General features: G+C 33.6%; 16 protein-coding genes and 1 riboswitch. Of the genes, 3 read left to right on the top strand and 13 right to left on the bottom strand.

Annotated features, from left to right (window positions below; genetic code table 11):
• Positions 1-42 precede the first annotated feature (42 nt).
• The 4 genes from AC4GZ8_RS24390 to AC4GZ8_RS24405 form a co-directional block, all read right to left on the bottom strand.
• Positions 43-678: a bifunctional 4-hydroxy-2-oxoglutarate aldolase/2-dehydro-3-deoxy-phosphogluconate aldolase gene (locus tag AC4GZ8_RS24390; protein ID WP_491084479.1), complete on the bottom strand. Its 636-nt coding sequence runs from the start codon at positions 676-678 to the stop codon at positions 43-45.
• Between the two features lie 11 nt (positions 679-689).
• Positions 690-1640, bottom strand: a complete 951-nt coding sequence (locus AC4GZ8_RS24395; RefSeq protein WP_491084480.1) for a sugar kinase — start codon at positions 1638-1640, stop codon at positions 690-692.
• Positions 1641-2007: 367 nt separating this feature from the next.
• Positions 2008-2346, bottom strand: coding sequence for a hypothetical protein (locus AC4GZ8_RS24400; protein WP_491084481.1), 339 nt, complete (start codon positions 2344-2346; stop codon positions 2008-2010).
• Between the two features lie 57 nt (positions 2347-2403).
• Positions 2404-2952, bottom strand: a complete 549-nt coding sequence (locus tag AC4GZ8_RS24405) for an aspartyl-tRNA synthetase (RefSeq protein ID WP_491084482.1) — start codon at positions 2950-2952, stop codon at positions 2404-2406.
• A gap of 150 nt (positions 2953-3102) precedes the next feature.
• Between AC4GZ8_RS24405 and AC4GZ8_RS24410 the strand changes: the two genes are divergently transcribed.
• Together AC4GZ8_RS24410 and AC4GZ8_RS24415 are read left to right on the top strand one after the other, a co-directional pair.
• Complete coding sequence (locus tag AC4GZ8_RS24410) at positions 3103-3519, top strand: DUF1284 domain-containing protein (RefSeq protein ID WP_491084483.1); 417 nt, start codon at positions 3103-3105, stop codon at positions 3517-3519.
• Positions 3520-4044: 525 nt separating this feature from the next.
• Positions 4045-4209: a hypothetical protein gene (locus AC4GZ8_RS24415; protein ID WP_491084484.1), complete on the top strand. Its 165-nt coding sequence runs from the start codon at positions 4045-4047 to the stop codon at positions 4207-4209.
• Positions 4210-4650: 441 nt separating this feature from the next.
• Here AC4GZ8_RS24415 and AC4GZ8_RS24420 read toward each other — a convergent pair whose 3' ends face one another.
• The 9 genes from AC4GZ8_RS24420 to AC4GZ8_RS24460 all read right to left on the bottom strand — a co-directional run bounded on the left by AC4GZ8_RS24420 (position 4651) and on the right by AC4GZ8_RS24460 (position 16227).
• On the bottom strand, positions 4651-5985 hold the full coding sequence (locus AC4GZ8_RS24420; protein ID WP_491084485.1) for an ABC transporter substrate-binding protein: 1335 nt from the start codon (positions 5983-5985) through the stop codon (positions 4651-4653).
• A 159-nt stretch (positions 5986-6144) separates the two neighbouring features.
• Positions 6145-6765, bottom strand: coding sequence for a YesL family protein (locus tag AC4GZ8_RS24425; protein ID WP_491084486.1), 621 nt, complete (start codon positions 6763-6765; stop codon positions 6145-6147).
• A 31-nt stretch (positions 6766-6796) separates the two neighbouring features.
• Positions 6797-7636, bottom strand: coding sequence for a carbohydrate ABC transporter permease (locus tag AC4GZ8_RS24430; protein ID WP_491084487.1), 840 nt, complete (start codon positions 7634-7636; stop codon positions 6797-6799).
• Entirely contained in the window at positions 7637-8581 is a 945-nt protein-coding gene (locus tag AC4GZ8_RS24435) for a carbohydrate ABC transporter permease (protein WP_491084488.1), read from the bottom strand. It abuts the gene before it with no gap.
• 97 nt (positions 8582-8678) lie between these two features.
• Complete coding sequence (gene arfA / locus AC4GZ8_RS24440; RefSeq protein WP_491084489.1) at positions 8679-10190, bottom strand: arabinosylfuranosidase ArfA; 1512 nt, start codon at positions 10188-10190, stop codon at positions 8679-8681.
• A gap of 485 nt (positions 10191-10675) precedes the next feature.
• A complete protein-coding gene (locus AC4GZ8_RS24445; protein ID WP_491084490.1) occupies positions 10676-11794 on the bottom strand; it encodes a GntR family transcriptional regulator in 1119 nt (372 codons plus the stop codon).
• A gap of 1062 nt (positions 11795-12856) precedes the next feature.
• Entirely contained in the window at positions 12857-14071 is a 1215-nt protein-coding gene (locus AC4GZ8_RS24450) for a translocation protein TolB (RefSeq protein WP_491084491.1), read from the bottom strand.
• Positions 14072-14245: 174 nt separating this feature from the next.
• On the bottom strand, positions 14246-15568 hold the full coding sequence (locus AC4GZ8_RS24455; protein ID WP_491084492.1) for a TrkH family potassium uptake protein: 1323 nt from the start codon (positions 15566-15568) through the stop codon (positions 14246-14248).
• A 2-nt stretch (positions 15569-15570) separates the two neighbouring features.
• A complete protein-coding gene (locus AC4GZ8_RS24460; RefSeq protein ID WP_491084493.1) occupies positions 15571-16227 on the bottom strand; it encodes a potassium channel family protein in 657 nt (218 codons plus the stop codon).
• A gap of 148 nt (positions 16228-16375) precedes the next feature.
• Positions 16376-16525, bottom strand: a riboswitch (cyclic di-AMP (ydaO/yuaA leader).
• A gap of 191 nt (positions 16526-16716) precedes the next feature.
• Between AC4GZ8_RS24460 and AC4GZ8_RS24465 the strand changes: the two genes are divergently transcribed.
• Positions 16717-18087 (top strand): TrkH family potassium uptake protein, encoded by a 1371-nt coding sequence (locus AC4GZ8_RS24465; protein WP_491084494.1) that lies wholly within the window; start codon positions 16717-16719, stop codon positions 18085-18087.
• Position 18088 lies beyond the last annotated feature (1 nt).

An 18088-nucleotide genomic window follows, 5' to 3' on the forward strand; every position in this document is an offset into this window, starting at 1 on the left:
AAAAAGCAAGCTCTCAATTTTGAAAGATTGCTTTTTACTAGACTAATATTTCCTTGCTTCCTTAACCGCATGGATGAACCTTGCTGCAGTTGCGGTGATTTCTTCTACATATTCAGCAGTTAATGGTTTCTTTGTATTGACTAAAGAGCTTCCTACGCCTACACCGACTGCACCCGCTTTTATATAATCCCCAACATTATCAACGGAAATGCCACCCGTTGTAATAAGCGGGATATGTGGGAGTGGTCCATGTATATCCTTGATATAACTTGGACCAAAGACGTTTGCTGGAAACACTTTAATTAAATCTGCCCCATTTTCATAGGCTGTTAGAATTTCCGTTGGTGTTAGGGCACCTGGAATACTTACGACACCGTAACGTTTGGCCATTTCGATTGTTTTAGGATTTATAGTAGGTGAAAAAATAAATTTAGCTCCTGACATAATCGCAATTCTTGCTGTTTCAGCATCTAACACCGTTCCAGCGCCAACTAGTACATCCTCTAGCTCTACTGAAGCTTTTTCAATTGCTGCACATGCACCAGATGTTTCTACAGTAATTTCTAAAACCTTCACACCTCCGTCTTTTAATGCATTTGCGATCGTAATAATATTCTCTGATGTAGCACCGCGAATGACCGCAGCAACTCCAGTTTCTTTAATGATCTCAAGACTCATGTTACTCCTCCTTATCTAACAATATCTTCACTATTTTTTAATAAAAGCTGTTCTACCTCATCACGTTCTGGCAAACCATCTACATCACCGTTAACCATTGTTACTAACGCACCAACTGCATTTGCTCTTTCAACTGCTTTTTCAAGATCTAGTCCATCGATTAAACCTGATAGAAAACCAGCCGCAAAACCATCTCCTGCGCCAACAGGATCGACAACTTGTTTAACAGGGAAGCCAGGAACTAATACGCTTTCATTTTTCGTAAAATAATAGGCTCCTTCAGCCCCAACTTTCATCACCACTGTAGAAGCCCCGTGTTCCAAGAAGCGCTTACCAAGCTTTTGTGGATCATTTTCACGAAATAAAAACTCACCTTCTGCAACTCCCGGTAATACAATATCTGCTTCTGCAGCTATGTGAAGGAGTGTGTCACGTGCAGTCTGTTCATCCCATAGCTTGGTTCGAAGATTAGGATCAAAAACGATAATGCTGCCATTTTGTTTTGCTAGCTTTATCATTTCAAAAACTGTTTCTCTACAGCTCTCACTTAAAGCTGGAGTGATCCCAGTAATATGTACATACTTTGCTTTTGAAATATACTCATTCTGAAGGTGGCTTGGTGTGAGTTTACTAGCTGCTGAATCTTTACGATAATAGTAGACTCTTGTGCTATTTTGCCTCCTAGGCTCTTTAAAATAAATTCCTGTCGGAGCTTCGTTATCAAATGTTACCTGACTAACATCAACATTTTCTCCCTTCAGAAAAGCTAAGATTGCTTTTCCAAACTCATCATCCCCTAGCATACTAATCCATCCTGCTTTATGGCCTAATCTAGCAAGACCAACCGCAACATTGGATTCAGCCCCACCAATCTTTTTTGTGAAATGGCTCGCATTTCTCATAAAACCGTCACTTGTTGGAGTAAGCACAATCATTGATTCCCCAATTGTCACAACATCCATTTAACACCCCTCATGAAAGCGTTGTTATAGTTCTCTTTAAAGTATAAAGAAGGAAGAAGAATTTCTCTACAAATTTTAAGAATTTTTTTACTACGTTGACTACGTTGATATAACTTCTATTAAAACAATATATCTAAAAGAATATCTATTGTGCCTTCCATACTCTTTTTCTATATGAACAATTCATTTTTTCATATAGAATTAAATGGCATTTTTAGAAGCAACACAATCTGTCTGAAGTCTCATATTATTACGAACTTCTTCACTATCCAATATTAAAAATATATTTCATATAACCAATTAGCTGTTATACTGAAACGTAGCACATTATCCTCTCAATTGATTTGAATAATGTTCATAAGTATCTTTAGTTGTTCTTATAACCTTTTCCAACAATTGTTACTTTATCCAAGTCTATTAAAACGGTAAGATTTCCCGAAGAATCCGACTTGGTATTGTTAAATGTAATAGAGTAAACTTGATCTTTATCATATTCACTACGAATAAACGATCCTATTTCATCATTAACAGTTACTTTCTCAACAGTTGAATCCTTTGGACTTACTGGAATTAACTTTCTCTCCTCATCTGTAAGACTATGGAAAGCCACCATCTCAATAGAAAGTTCCTGTTTAGTAAATGTATCACAGCTTATTAAACCGAAAGGTAAGATCATTAACAAAATGTAAAACATTGATTTTTTCAATTTCCCACTTCCATTCACATAAAGTTGGCTAATTTCATTATTTTGTACTTAATGATTTTACAGTTCAATAATATCGATTTCCTGATCAGTTTCTTTATTTATTAATTTAATTTCTCCCTCTTCAATGGCTGTTTCACTTTCAAAATACCAAATTGATAGATTTTCTAATTGGTATTGGGTAATTACCTCGGTAGGAAGCATTGCCAGGTTTAGAATGTTAGCTTCGTTTTCATTCACTTTCACAATAAAACCTTCACCTTCCCTACCCTTAAGTATTCCATATATTAAATTCTCACCATGCCTTTGATATCCATTGAGCTTTTCTTCATAATGATCTTTCATAGAACTCCAAGTTAACATTCCTGCTTTCCAGCCAAAGAAGCCTTTACCAACAAACGAAGCACCTAAATTGTTTCTATTCTTAATAAAGAAGAAAAGAGCCTCATCTTCTATATAAAAGGCTGGAACTAACAACAAGTTATCTTCAGTAGCTAATAGTGCCTCCTGCGGTTCTGAATATGACTGTTGCTTCTCTAATAAAAGCAAGATTGTTATAATAACTAAAATGATTAAGATGAATGGGATATTTTTATTTCTATTTTTCATGCCATTTCCTTTCTCATTTGAATAAGATGATCAAAAAATTCACCCTTAAGTAAAAAAACCCTATTTCATTTGATGAATTATGATAAAATCAAAAATGTTAACTTTACAGCAATTTATGTTAACATTAAAATTTCTTCAAAGGAGGAAACGATGTATAAACTACGAGGTCATCATATTTTTTGTCTATTGGGATATCGAGGCATGGGTTATTCACAAGAATATGTAGAAAATATGACACGTCTGCACCAATCCTTAAGAGAGAATCCCAAGACGAGGATTCAGCTTATTTTAGGTCCTGATCACTTGTGTGAAAAATATCCCAATTCAGGGAAATACCATTGTCAAGACGACCATATTTATGAAAGAGATGCTGCTATATTAGAAAAACTTGGGCTCAAAATCGGACATATACTGAATTGGGAGGACATTGAATCAATCATAAGTAAAAGGATCGTTCCTACAGATATTCAAATTGTTTGTCAGTCTTGTTTTTGGAGATCGTATGGAGTTTGTGAAGAAGGGATTCAGGATATTCTTGATGGGAAGGGCTTAAGGGAAGTAAAATGATCATGTTCTCAGATTATTGTTTAGATTTTGCTTACTAGTAATTTCATTACTAACTCGAGCATTAACGTCCTTCCACCTTGCTCCCGAAAAAACCGCTTTTTGTAAATCATTACTTTGAACAATTAATTGCATCCCTATCCTTCATTTCCTAGATAACTAATGACCTGTTGGGTGTTTTAATAAGATTTATCACCATATATAAACTAAAACAAAATAAGAGTCGAAAAATGAAGCACAGTGATTTTGTTTATCATTTTATTTCGTTCATTTGGAATCATTAATTAACAAGTAAAATGGTCATAAAAATGGGTCTTAATGAAGTGAATGAACCAAAAGATTCATAAGTGTACATATGCTACCTCTCCCAATATATTCACGTTCACCTTCACTTTTTTACATATTATACCAAACCTTTCATATCAATGTCATAACATATTTGCAAATAACATCGAAGCTTTTCATCACTCTCTTGAATAATTTCACAATTTCAATCCAATCTAAATATGTACTTAGGAGGTGAAACTTATGCCAAATCCATCAAGAAGTAATAAAAACAAAAAAAATAAAATGGCTGATAATAATCCAAGTTCAGGCTCAGCATATAACAGAGAACATGCAGGTCATGTAGAAGGATATGGGGAAAATTATCCTATTTCTAATCGTTCAAGCAAGACTGAAAATCCTGAATAATAGTTTTTAATGTTAGCTTGTTAAAATCGAGTAGAGGGAAAACAAAGCAGTTTATTTTTGCTCCTCTCACAACACCGTACGTACAGTTCGCGGATACTGCGTTTCAATTTATATTTCGGTGTGTACTTTTAGATAATGTCCTTAAGCAGAGGGGAGTCCCCTCTGCTTAAGTCTTATTTTTGAGAATGACTTTCGATAATCTAAGATGTACCGGTAACCTTTTCGACAGTAGGTTAATCCTTTAGCTTCTTTCCTTCGGAACCTTTAACTGGACAAGCGATTAATTCGTTTCTTCAATACCTTCCATTGCTTTCAGATAATACCCTATTTATATTGTTGGGTGTTTATATTCAAACTCCTTTTTTAAAATTTATTATAACTTGTGCAGATGTAAATAATACAAAAAAAGATTGAGAGAAGAACCTCTCAATCTTTTTTCAACTACTTCATTTTACTTTGAACTGTTTCTTGCGCTTTATTTAATGCTTCTTCCGCTGTTTGTGACTGTTGTCTTATTACACTATTAAATACATTGGTATTAATTTCAGTTGCGACATCTGGTGTATATTCTGTAATATTTACAGCATTGATTTCATCTTTAATCTCATTTAATGTATCAAATAAATCATTACCGAAAAATTGATAATATTTGTTATCTGCCAATACTTCTTCACTTTCCCATACATCGTGGCGTGGAGGATCAAATCCAAGTACAGTCCATAGTTTAACATTTGCTTCTTTAGACAACTTTGCAAACGCTAAGAATTCTTGTGCCAATTCTGGATTTTTTGATTGGTTTGTCACAACTGTACCTGTTCCTCCCATACCAGCTGAGCGTTTACCGCCTTCTTCCCAAGCAGGCATTGGGCGTACAACCATCTTACCTTTTAGATCTGGCATGTAATCAAGGAATCTTCCCATGTACCACATTGGCATACCGATTGCTGCTTGACCACCATCATTCATAAATTTATAAAATTCTTCCGCATGAGGTGCTGCACCAGGCATTACTTCAGCGATCTTATCTTCGTATATGATGTCATGCAAAAATTGAAGGGTATCGACATTTTCTTTATTATTAACTGTGATCTCACCATTCTCATTAAAGAAATCAGAATCACGTTGAGAAATCATCGACCAATAAGGAATTAAATCTTCTGTTGAGACAGATGTCATAATTGCATCAGTATTTGAAACTACTTTTTTACCCGCTTCTCTAAAGTCATCCCATGTTTTAATAGAATCAATATCAACTCCTGCTGCATCCATAATCTCTTTATTGTAATACATAACAGATGCACCAACGTGAGTAGGTAAGCCATAATAATTACCATCTTTTGAATAAATTTCAAAACGCGATGTGACGAAATTATCCATTTCAGGCTCAATATATTCATTCATAGGTAATAGCTGTGGTTCACCTTTTAAGAAGTTCGGAAACTTCCCTATTTCAATATCAGCCATATCTGGTGCGCCTTTACCAGATTGTAATGCCATTAAAAGATTCGTGTGCATATTATCAAAAGGGTATACTTCTGCCTTCAATTTAATTGGCTTGTCTGGATTCGCTTCATTCCAACGAGGAACAGCATCTTCAAAAAAAGCTAAATGTAATTCGTTAAACGACCAAAATGTAAGTTCTGTTGCATTTTCTACATCATCACCAATAACTTTCGTTTCCTCTGCTTCCCCTGAGCTAGATTTACCGCCACTACAAGCCACTAATAACAATGCCATTAACCCACAAAGTAAAGATAGTAATGATTTCTTTTTCATTCTGCATCCCCCTTAACTAGTTTAAATTAGTAATTTTTAACAGGAATTTCTCTTAATTTTAATGAAAAATCACCCCCCAAAAAATTTTGCTGGAATTCCACATTAAAATAACAACGCCTACAAAAGTAAATTTTGTACTTATTTACGTCGCCTGCCTAATTAAGTTGTTTTTTGATCTATCTTTGAAAAAATCTTCAATGAGAACCACATCCCGCCCATAGCAAACACACTTATTGAGAAGAAAGGGACTAATCCAGGATATTCTAAAGAAAAATACATAACTGTAAATGCTAATAATCCAATCGCAAAGGTGTAATGAAATTTAGTCAAACCAATAATAAACGCATTTTTCACATGTTGAAACCAAGTCGCCTTGTAGTGTGCAAGTAATGGAAAAGACCATATGACAATAATGCTATAAAAGAATAAAACAAAATAAAAAGCAAATGGAGTGACGATAGCAAAATCACCTGCTGACTTTGAGATGATTCTAAAGTTTATATAAAGCAAGCCTCCAATAATAGATAAAAACCAACCAAGGATATTTGACTGAAGAAATTCTTCTCGATAGACTTGTTTAAAAGTTTGCCATATCTTAACCTCTGAATCTCTCAAGATCAATTTCCTTGATACACCTAACGCAGCTATGGTTGCTGGAAAAGCTCCCCCGACCACCAATCCACGTAGTGTGAATAAAATCCACAATACATTGATAAATGCTAAACTAGTAACCCAATATAGAATCAAATCTATTGACGAGACAATTTGTTTCGCATTCATCTACTAGTCACCTCATTTTTCATCTAACTTATTATCCTTTTACTCCTCCTACAGTTAGTCCAGCTACAAAGTAACGTTGGAAGAAAATGAACAAAATAATAATTGGTACAATTGTCATTACAGATCCAGCTATTAAGACATCATAGTTATTTCCATATGGTGTTAATAATGTTGATAGTCCTAATGGTAATGTGAATAAATTATTTGACCGTAAAACAATTAATGGCCATAAGAAGTTATTCCATGCACCTAATCCTTGTAAAATGGCCATTGCTGCTAATGATGGTGTCATTAGTGGCAACATAATCTTGAAGAAAATTCCATATTCTGTAGATCCATCCATTCTTGCTGCATCCATTAATTCTCTTGGTAGACCAAGTGCATATTGTCTAAAGAAGAATACTGCTACCGGTGCAACGACCGCTGGAAGGATAACAGCTGTATACGTATCAACTAAAGCTGTGTCTATCATTAACTGAAATAATGGAAGCATTAAAATTTCAAATGGAATCATTAAGATAAATAATACACAAGTAAAGAAAAAGTTTTTCCCTTTAAAATCATATACAGCTAATGCATAACCCACTAATGATGAGAAAAATAAAGATAAAACAATAGTCAATACAGAAATGGTTAAGCTATTGCCATACCAGGTCCAATATTGACCTGCTTCGGAAAAAATATATGTGTAGTTATTTAAATTTAGTTCACTTGGGTCAAAGGTAAGGCTAATCCCATTTCTCATTAACTCTGTCGATGGTCTGAATGAAGCTAGTAGTAAACTGATCAGTGGAAAAAGAGCAATAAAAGATATAACAAAAAAGCAAAGATTGATGACCGATTTTATTAGGACACTTTTTTTTCGATTCATTTATTCATCACCCCTGTTAAATGCACCTGTAAGTAACAATTGAACAATACTAACAACAAAGATAATAATCATTAAAATAACACCGATTGCAGAACCAAATCCCAAATCATTTTGTGAAATACCTTGTTGATAAATGTATCCTGCAACACTTAAACCGATATTCTCTGGTGATCCTGCAGGCCAAAAGACATAACTTTCTTCAAACATTCTAAATCCAGCAATAATGGAAATTGTTACAACAAAAATCGTAACTGGCTTTAAAAATGGAAGTGTAACATATCTAAATTTTTCAAACACATTAGCACCATCTATTTCAGCAGATTCATATAATTCTTTAGGAACATTTTGCAGACCTGCAAGGAAATATAAAATGTTTACTCCCATCCAACGCCATGAACATAGCAGTACCATTAGTAGCATCCCTGACCAGGCATTATATTGCCAATCAACAGATTCCAAACCTAACCAGTTTAGTATTTGGTTTGCAGCTGCGGTATCTGTTTCTCCAAACATAAGTCTGAACACCATACCTGCAACTATAGTAGACGTTAATGCAGGAACAAATAACGATGCTCTAAATAATGTTTTAAATTTCACTAGCTTAGAGTCTAACAACACTGCTAAAATGATCGGAATGATTGTTAAAATAGTTACGGTTAATATGACATAAATCGTAGTATTTGATAGAGCTTTAAAGAAAACAGGGTTAAAAACCCTGGAGTAATTATCTAAACCAATAAAAGTTACTTGGCCTGGTAGTACACTTTGAAAGCTCATAATAATAGCTTTAATGGTAGGATAAATAGTAAAAATTAAAAGTGATATAACAAAAGGTGAGATAAAAATATAAGGAACAACTTTTTGGGAGTTCAATATTTTTGCAAGACGATTTGGACTTTTGGCATGTGCTATCTCTTGTTTTGCACTCTTGGCAGTTGGATACATAGAAATTCCTCCTTAGCAATCACATTGTCAGTTAAGGGACATAGAGAAAAATGCCCCTTAACGAAATTGCTTTACATAATATTTTCTAATTAATAGATTAGGATTTTTTTAAACGAATGACATTCCAAGATGTTTTCCGTAATCTAGCCTCTAAAATACCATTATCCAAGGTTGAATGACCATTACCATGTGGTGCGACAGTTTGTTCAGACACAGTGTTAACCGCTTTCAAATCATCATGCTCAAGAACAATATGTTCTACTATGCGATACCCCTCAAAACTTCTAACATCACTAGATACTGTGATTGCTTCTTCTAAGTGTTTATTAACCATAAAGAGAGTAACTTCTTCTTTTTCTTCATTATAAACTGCAGCACTATCGACATATGGGACATCAGTAAAATCTTTACTATCATATTTTGGTGATGTAAGAATTGTCTTTAACGATGTTCCTCTACCATACATAGATGCATGCATATAAGGATAGAAAATTGTTTGTTTCCAAGAACGACCATTGTTTTCAGTCATAATAGGCGCGATAACATTTACCAACTGTGCTAAACATGCCATTTTCACACGGTCCGCATGCTGTAAGAATGTGATTAACATACTACCAACCAAAAGGGCATCTTCAAAGTTATAGTGATCTTCCAATTGTGGAGGAGCAATTGTCCAGGGTTCAATCTTTTTATCAGATTCTCTAGAATGGTACCAGACATTCCACTCATCAAAGCTTAAATTTATTGTCTTTTTGCTTCGATGCTTTGCTTTTATATAATCACAAGTAGAAATAACTGTTTTTATAAAATGATCCATATCCATATTTTTAGCTAAGTAGTTTGCAGGGTCATTCTCCTTATTGCCATAATACTGATGAAGTGAAATATAATCGACTTCCTCATATGCATGATCTAAAGTAGTTGCTTCATACTCAGGGAATGTAGGCATTCCAGTATTTGAACTTCCGCATGCAACTAATTCAATAGTTGGATCGACTAGTTTCATAGCTTTAGCCGTTTCTTTTGCGATTCTTCCATATTCATGTGCAGTTTTGTGACCGACCTGCCATGGACCGTCCATCTCGTTACCAAGACACCAAGTTTTTATATTATGAGGTTTTTCATAACCATGCGATCTTCTCAAGTCACTCCAATATGTACCACTAGGGTGATTTGTATATTCAATTAAATTTCTTGCTGCATCGATTCCTCTTGTTCCAAGATTAACTGCCATCATGACTTGAGAGTTAACCTTTTTTGCCCAATCAGCAAATTCATTAGTCCCAATTTCATTCGTTTCAATCGTTCGCCAAGCTAACTCAAGACGTCGTGGGCGATTTTCTTTAGGACCAATCCCATCTTCCCAATTATATGCTGAGACCATATTACCACCAGGATACCTTACGATTGGAACTTGAAGTTCTTGTACTAACTTTATGACATCCTTTCGGAAACCTTGTTCATCCGCTTCTGGATGACCCGGCTCATATATTCCGCCATATACCGCTCTCCCTAGGTGTTCAATAAATGAACCATATATCCGTTCATCTACTTTTGCAATCTCGTAATTTTTATCCAGGATCATTTTCGCATTTAATTGACCTACCATTAAAATCACTCCTTTTACAACTTTAATAATTGAATTTTCTGTTTTGTATGCGCATTCATACAACGGAATTAAAAGAATAGATGTATCAAAATATCAGTCAAATAAAATAAACTCGTATAAGACTTTCATACATCTATATTTCTTCACTCTATTCCCTTAATTTCAACATACACCATCTTATACGTATAAGTTGATATGAATATTAAAAAATATACATTTTTTTCTATCAAACTAAATAATTTGTACGTATAAGTTTATATTTTTATTATAAATGAATTTTTAGAACTTTACAATTTATTTTTTAAAAGATACAAAATCTCCCTTAGAGAGTACATATTAGCAACTGATACTGATACAATAAGAAACTAGGAATTTCTTACTCTATGGATAAAAGTTGATTAATGATCCATCACTCAACGTAAGGTTAGCAAAAAGCAAGATTACTAACGTATTGTATGATTCCTCATTTTGACAAACTCGACTATTTACTTTCCTTTACTTACTTTTATAGTAGAATTTCTTAAAATGAGTTTTGGCTCAAACACAATTGATTCTACTGTTGTGTTTCCTTTTTTTAGATTAGAAATTGATTCTTTTACCATAGCTAAAATGATTTTAGCCGCGTTTTCTCCCATTTTGCTTTGTGGATGTTGAACTGTAGTTAATTTCACCTCTGAAACTTTCGCCATAAATGAATTATCAAAACCAACAATAGAAATATCATTTGGAACTTGTAGATTTTTCTCGCGTATTACATCCAATAAGTGAATAGCTAACTCATCATTATAACTGACGATTGCTGTTGGTCGATCTTCATTTTGCAGTTCTAAAAGTTGACGTAACATTTCAATAGGCTTGGATGTTTTCTCACCTGTATTATAAGTAATTATGTAGTTAGGATTTATCGAAAGTCCATGGTTTCTATGTGATTTTATATATCCTTTCATCCTTTTGATACCTTGGACATCATCATTTTTAAAAAACCCCACAATATTTCTATGTCCTAATTCAATAAGATGATCTGTTTGAATATAACCGCCTTTCTCATCATCCATTGTTAGACTTATTGGTTCAAGTTCATCATAATAAGCATTTAGCATGATATAAGGTATGTTTTTACGTTCTAAATTTAAATAATAATTTATATTTGGGTTTGCAAAAGCACTCTTAGTTGGTTCAATAATAACTCCATCAAATTGTTGTATTAAAATCTTTTCTAAAATTCTTTTTTCATTTTCATGATCATTGTTTGTACTGAATAGGGTAACATTATATCCTTTTTCACTTAAGTATGATTCTGCCCCTCTTATAATTGAAGGAAATATATAATCGGATATATAAGTAGTAATTATGGCTATATTCTTAGTGTTAACAGCAGCACCCTCGATCTTTGACCTATCTGCACAAAATGTCCCTGCCCCTTGTTCTCTATATAGCCACCCATTATTGACTAGATCTCCTATTGCTAATCGCACAGTATGGCGACTAACTCCAAATTGTTTCATTAACTCGCTTTCAGAGCTTATTTTTTGATTAGGTTGAAATGACCCATCTAAAATTTTTGACTTTAATGCTTGTTTGACTATGTTGTATTTAGTCTCCAAGTTATCACCTCATCTTGTTGATATTATAGTAAATATGCTTTCTGCCAACTCATCTTATACGTACAATTTGTAAACCTTAATGAATATCCCCAAATAATCGCAGCTTAGAAATACAGAATTCATATATTTCATACATTAAATAAAAATTAATTAAGATAAGCAACCAACTTATTAAGCATTATAAAAACTAAAATGATACCAACTGTATTTTACTTATCGGGATAAGAAAAGATTTTGAATTTACATTCTATTCTTCTATTTAACTTATAAATCATTATTCATCTGGTGTTTTCAGCACGTTCTTTCAAATCCAATTGTTAATGCTGTATATAATAGTCAATATATAAACCTGTATTTAATACAGCAAATTATTTTTCATCAGGTTTGTTATTAATATTATAGTATTTTGATTTACATTTGAAAAATATTAGTCAAACTTTGCTTGTCGCCAAGTTCTATGGGAAAGCCTTAGTTTCTTATACTCTAAACCATATAATAAAATTTTTGGTAAAGTAGAGAATTGATTTAAATTTCCAATTGATATTCTCAAAGTATCCTTTTTTAGCGATGGAGGATAGTTACATGATCATTTGAATAAAGAGAAGATCCTTCGACCTTGCAAACTATTCTAGTGGGGAGATAAGATTATGGAATCTATTGTTGAAGAATATCGCGAATATCAGAACTTTTTTAGAAGGATACCCCAAAAGTACTTTAAATAGATTCTCATAATACATGAGGTGATCACAAGAGATTTGTAATAAAATTACTAAAAATTCGGGTCCTGTGCGTTTTTTAATCGTTATTATCAAGTTGTTTTCAAAAAAGTGCAGAACAAATAACTGCCACTTGAAATTTTAAAAAAATCTTAGCCGGGTGATTTTATATGATTGCTGGAGGAGTCAAATTTTCCTTCTGATCACTGTATACCATGCATCTACATGTTGGCACATCATTTTTCCGGATGTACGTATATACCACATTTTTGTGGAGTGCTCGGATTTGCCGAGAGTCTTTTTTTATGAAAGAGTGAATGTACTTATTTCGCTCTTTTTTGTTTTGCTAATGTACATAAAACACTGGAGCTGAATCAACACTCTTTAGCCATATACGTTCTTTGCCATCAAGTCCGTCTTTTACCCATACATTACCTCGATTGTCCTTTGCTGCTTTACGAAACCAGGTAAGATATGAACCAACAACTTGAGGATCTTCATCAAGTTCATTCTTCTTTGGGTTAGATATTTGTTTTTGGTCATTTGTTTTTAAATTAATCATATAAAGTGATGTATACATGATTGGAACAGGTCCTTCATCCCACTCCTTTTTTTCCCTTGCACGAGAGACTATCACCTTGTCTGAAGAGAACCAGTCCAGATCAAGGTCTACAAAACCTTCTGGTGTATATTCCTTTTGTTGGGAAGTAGTCGGCATTTCCTTAATTGTGAGGTTTTTGTTTTCGACGAAAAATCTGCCTTCTCCAGAAATATAAGCTAACTGATTGGCAGATGGTGCCCACTTTACCCAGTCTTGATAGCCTAGCATTGTCCCAACTGTTTGAAATGATTTTCCTTGTTGTGAAAGGACACATAATGTATTACTATCCATGGACAAGGATGCTGTAGGGACAGCTATAAAACTAAACCATTTCCCATCATAACTCCACTTAAAATAGTCAGCATATATTGCAAATAACTCAGGCATATGTGTTTGAATTGTGTAAAACGGTTTCATTTTACCTGAATCAAGGTTGGCATCGGCAGGAATTCTATAAAGTTGTATCGGTCCCCATCCTGTGGGGAGTAAATTGGATTGTGAGGAAACGATAAATTCTTTTCCATTTGGAAACCATTCAAAACCGCTAACACCTAGAGAAACATTTTCAAAGCCCTGTGGTCGACCATTCTTAGTCATCGTAACATTTAATACACCACCTGAGGTGTAGGCTAATTGATTTTTTATCGGAGACCATTTAAAATCTGAAGTTTCGACCATCACATATGGCTGATAATTTTTTTTCTCTTTTGTGTCATAAATAAACAAATTCGATTTTTCACCATGTTTATTTCCGTTAAGATAAGCTATAAAACGACCGTCATATGACCATTTTGGAGAAAATACATATCGTCCCTTCGTTGCTTGTATTTCTTGATCTCCCTTTTTAATCCATAATTGGTGATCACGAATAAATGTTGCAGTAAGTGGTACTTCAGCACTTGCCACTGTTGAAAAAAGAAAACAATTTACTAATAAAAATAATAAAATCCGAAATCCCATCATCTATCCCTCCTATTTATATAATGTCCTAATCAATAAGAGGAATTCTTGAGGATCTGTAATAACATTTCTTCTGATGGTATACGGGCATTAGATACAAAAAAGCGCATTCTCATTTCTAATGCGCTTTTAAACTAAACCTCCGATTAAAATTAATTTTTTAATAAAAAACTATCAACCAGTAAGAATATCCTCAGTTGGGTATTTGATCTTTGCTTTTTCAGGTTGTGCAAGGGAATATGCTAATGTAAGCGGTCCTAACTTTCCAATAAACATAATGAATATAATGACAATTTTTCCGATAAAAGTTAGAGAACCTGTCAAGCCCATCGATAGACCTACAGTACCAAATGCTGAGATTACTTCAAATAAAATTTCCAAAAATGGAGCTTCTTCTGATATATTTAAAATAAACACAGCTGTGACAATAAAGACAAGCCCGATTGTCGAAATGGCAAGTGATCGCAAAACGACCTCAAGATTAATAGACCTATTCCTTATAACGATGTCTTTTTTCCCTTTTAAGAAGGTGAGAACAGCAAAAATAATCACCATGAATGTTGTTAATTTAATTCCTCCACCTGTAGATGCACTCCCTGCACCAATAAACATTAAGAGTAAAAATAAAAAAATCGTTGCTTCATCTAAACCAGCTATATCTAATGTGTTAAAACCAGCTGTTCTCGGAGATACAGCTTGAAAATAAGATGCCCAAACTTTATCAGCTAATGAAGATAGTCCTCCCAATGTTTTCGGGTTACTATATTCTAAAACAAAAATTAATAACATCGCCACAATATTGATGATAAATGTCCCCACGATCATCATTTTTGAATGGAGACTAAGCTTTTGAAATTTCTTCTTGTACCATAAATCAGATAAAACAGTAAATCCTAATCCTCCGATGATAAAGAGAAGTGTAATAAAAATATTAATAATTGGGTCACCAACATATTTCATTAAACCATCAGGCCATAGAGCAAAACCTGCGTTATTAAATGCAGAAATGGAGTGAAAGAAACTATAATACAGCCCTTGATTCCATCCATATTCAGGAACCCACTTTATTGCTAAAAATAGCATCGCAACTAGTTCAATCGATAAAGAAAAAACAAATAAGTTCTTAATTAATTTGATTACACCACCGACTGAGGTTTGATTTAATGCTTGTTGAACTAATAACCTTTCCTTTAACCCTATTTTTTTCCCTAACATCATAAAAATCAATACGGCAAAGGACATAATCCCTAAACCACCAATTTGAATTAATGAAACAATCACGATTTCTCCAAACGTTGTATATGCCTGAGCTGTATCAACTACGATAAGACCAGTTACTGTCATAGCTGAGGTTGCTGTAAATAATGCATCCAACCAAGTAACTGAAGTTGTGGTAGCAAACGGTAATTTAAGTAGAAGAGTTCCTAAGGTTATAAACACGATGAAAACTAAGATCAATAATTGTGATGGATTAAGCTTAATTATCTTATAATTCATGTTTAGACACCTTCTCTTTCAAACCTGTTAATATCATTATTTCGTCCAATCACAATTAAGATGTCATTTTTTTTTATATTTTCATCCGCAGCAGGAGATATAAGTATATTTTCCCCTCTTTGAATTCCAACGATGTTGCAACCATATCTTGCTCGTATATCTAAATCAATAAGTGATTGATTATGTAATTTTTCTGATGCTACTATCTCCACAATACTATATTCCTCTGATAGTTCGATATAATCAATGATTTTATCAGACACAATATGGTGTGCAATTCTCTTGGCCATATCTCGTTCAGGGTGGATTACACGATCTACACCGATTTTACTTAACACTTTATGATGATAATCATTTTGAGCTTTTGCCCATACTTTTGGTACACCTATCTCCTTAAGTAATAAAGAGGTTAAGATACTAGATTCAATATTATCACCAAAAGAAACAAATGCATGATCGATATTCCTTACCCCAATTTGTTTAAGAATAGATTCATCAATTGCATTTGCTTGAACTGTATGAGTAGCATATTGTGCATATGCATTCACCTTATCTTGGTCTATGTCTACTGCAAGAACTTCTACTCCTAATTCTGAGAATTCTTTTACTAAACTGCCCCCAAATCTCCCCAAACCAAAAACGGCAAATTGCTTTTTCATGCTTTTCAAGCCCCTTCCGTAAAAATAAAATTAACATGTCCTAATGGCAATCCCTATCCTATCTTCTATAACATGTAAAACATTTTGATAGGACAAAAAAAGACCATTCTCCTTTATTAAGAATGGTCAACTTTCATCATATTAACCCTTCTCTCGTGTTAGATGCTTACGGAGTTAGCTGTCGGATTCGGGATTGAGAGTATCCCTACTTAGCTTTCTATGCTAAGATTCACCCCTAGATAAACTTTGTTTATCAAAATTGGTTCCCCCGCTCATAATGATTCAGCAAAAAGGTTGTCATATTCAAATAATAATTGATTACACTAAAAATACTCCTATAATTTTATTGCGTCAACCATAATTTTTAAATTTTTACTTTGCCAATTTACTAACAGGATTAAATAATCAAATAGGGTATATATACAAAACCATTTTTTATATAATTTGCTATAATATTAATTCCTATAACATAAGATTTGAGGTTTTGACATGTTAAATCAAAAACTTTTGTCTAAAGAGCAAAAGATCACCCAAAAACTAACATCAGTACAACTAATCGTTTTATTTTACATCTCTGCAGTGATTGTTTCGACTATTTTATTGAGTCTACCTATTGCACACAAAGAAAATATCGAATGGTCATTTGTAGATGCAGTTTTTACGAGTGTAAGTGCTATAAGCGTTACTGGACTCACTGTTGTACCTACAAATGAAACGTTTAGTACTACTGGTGTTTTTTTTCTCATTTTCATTTTACAATTTGGCGGAATCGGGATCATGACACTCGGTACATTTATATGGATTGTAATCGGAAAGAAGATAGGGCTTAAAGAACGTCAATTGATCATGACTGATCAAAACAGATCGACACTTTCAGGTCTTGTACAATTAATGAGGCAGATTTTATTATTAATCATTATTATCGAGATTTTAGGAGCGCTGATTTTAGGGACTTATTTCTTAAAGTATTTTCCTACTTGGCAAGAGGCATATTACCAAGGATTGTTTGCATCTGTTAGTGCAACCACAAATGCAGGTTTTGACATTACGGGCTCCTCTCTTATTCCATTTGCGAATGATTATTTCGTACAATTTATAAATATGGTTCTTTTGATACTTGGAGCTATTGGTTTTCCGGTTTTAATAGAAGTAAAAGAATTTCTTGGTTATAAAGGTGACACTCCCTATCGATTTTCATTATTTAGTAAACTGACATCTATTACATTCTTTGCTTTAGTTGCATTCGGAATAATTATGATTATGATCTTTGAATGGAATCACTTTTTTAAAGATAAAGCATGGCATGAAACATTGTTCTACTCTGCTTTTCAATCAATTACAACGCGTAATGGCGGATTAGCCACAATGGACGTAAGTGAATTTACATTACCTACCTTACTCATTATCTGTTTTTTAATGTTTGTCGGTGCTTCCCCTAGTAGTGTAGGTGGGGGAATACGTACAACAACCTTTGCAATTATGATATTAAGTATTTTCTTTTATGCAAAAGGGAAAAATTCCATTAAAATATTTAATCGAGAAATTGATCAAGAAGATGTTAGAAGGTCATTTATTGTTATTTCTACATCTTTAATGATATGCTGGTCAGCAGTTATTTTACTGCTTTGGTTGGAACCATCATTTTCTTTAATTGAAATAATGTTTGAAGTATCTTCAGCATTCGGTACGACGGGTTTATCAATGGGAATTACTGCAGAGTTAAGTACAGGTGGAAAAATTGTTATTACGGCACTTATGTTTATTGGACGGATAGGAATATTTTCATTTCTATTTTTAATTCGCGGTCCTGAAACTAAGGAGAATTATCATTACCCTACAGAAAAGGTGATTATTGGATAAT

The sequence above is a fragment of the Metabacillus sp. RB-C-LZQ-3-1 genome (assembly GCF_058315175.1).